At 60.5% G+C, this 727-nt stretch carries 1 protein-coding gene; it reads left to right on the top strand.

Annotated features, from left to right (window positions below; all coding sequences use genetic code 11):
- Nucleotides 1-174 precede the first annotated feature (174 nt).
- The coding region (locus DBR18_RS29915; protein WP_256588953.1) for an amino acid permease at nucleotides 175-727 on the top strand (553 nt) is incomplete at its 3' end.

Below are 727 nucleotides of genomic sequence, written 5' to 3'. Positions count from 1 at the left end.
AGTGAAAAGCCCTGCTAAAGGCTTTTTATACTGCACGCCCCGCTGATCTTGCAGGTTTGCTTGCGAGACGTGTTTGCCCACGAGGCAGACGCGGTTTCCTTCGAGTTGAGGCCTATCGGCCGATGCTTCGAGACTCGGTGGTCATATCCAATAACAAGACGAGGTTGCACCCCTATGCCAGTTGGCAATCACCTGCCTCACGGCGAAACCGCTCACGGCGGCCCGCTCAAACGTGAACTCGGCGAACGGCATATTCGCCTGATGGCGCTCGGCGCCTGTATCGGCGTCGGTCTGTTCCTGGGTTCAGCCAAGGCCATCGAAATGGCCGGCCCGGCGATCATGCTTTCCTACATCCTTGGCGGTCTGGCGATCCTGGTGATCATGCGCGCCCTCGGCGAAATGGCCGTGCACAACCCGGTGGCCGGCTCGTTCAGCCGCTACGCCCAGGACTACCTCGGCCCGCTGGCGGGTTTTCTCACCGGCTGGAACTACTGGTTCCTGTGGCTGGTGACCTGCGTCGCGGAAATCACCGCCGTGGCCGTGTACATGGGTATCTGGTTCCCGGATGTGCCGCGCTGGATCTGGGCCCTCGCGGCGCTGGTCAGCATGGGTTCGATCAACCTGATCGCGGTGAAAGCCTTCGGTGAATTCGAATTCTGGTTCGCCCTGATCAAGATCGTCACCATCATCGCCATGGTCATTGGCGGTGTCGGCATCATCGCGTTCG

It is taken from the genome of Pseudomonas sp. HMWF021 (assembly GCF_003061005.1).
Classification (GTDB): domain Bacteria; phylum Pseudomonadota; class Gammaproteobacteria; order Pseudomonadales; family Pseudomonadaceae; genus Aquipseudomonas.
This window is presented reverse-complemented; position numbering and strand designations above follow the sequence as displayed.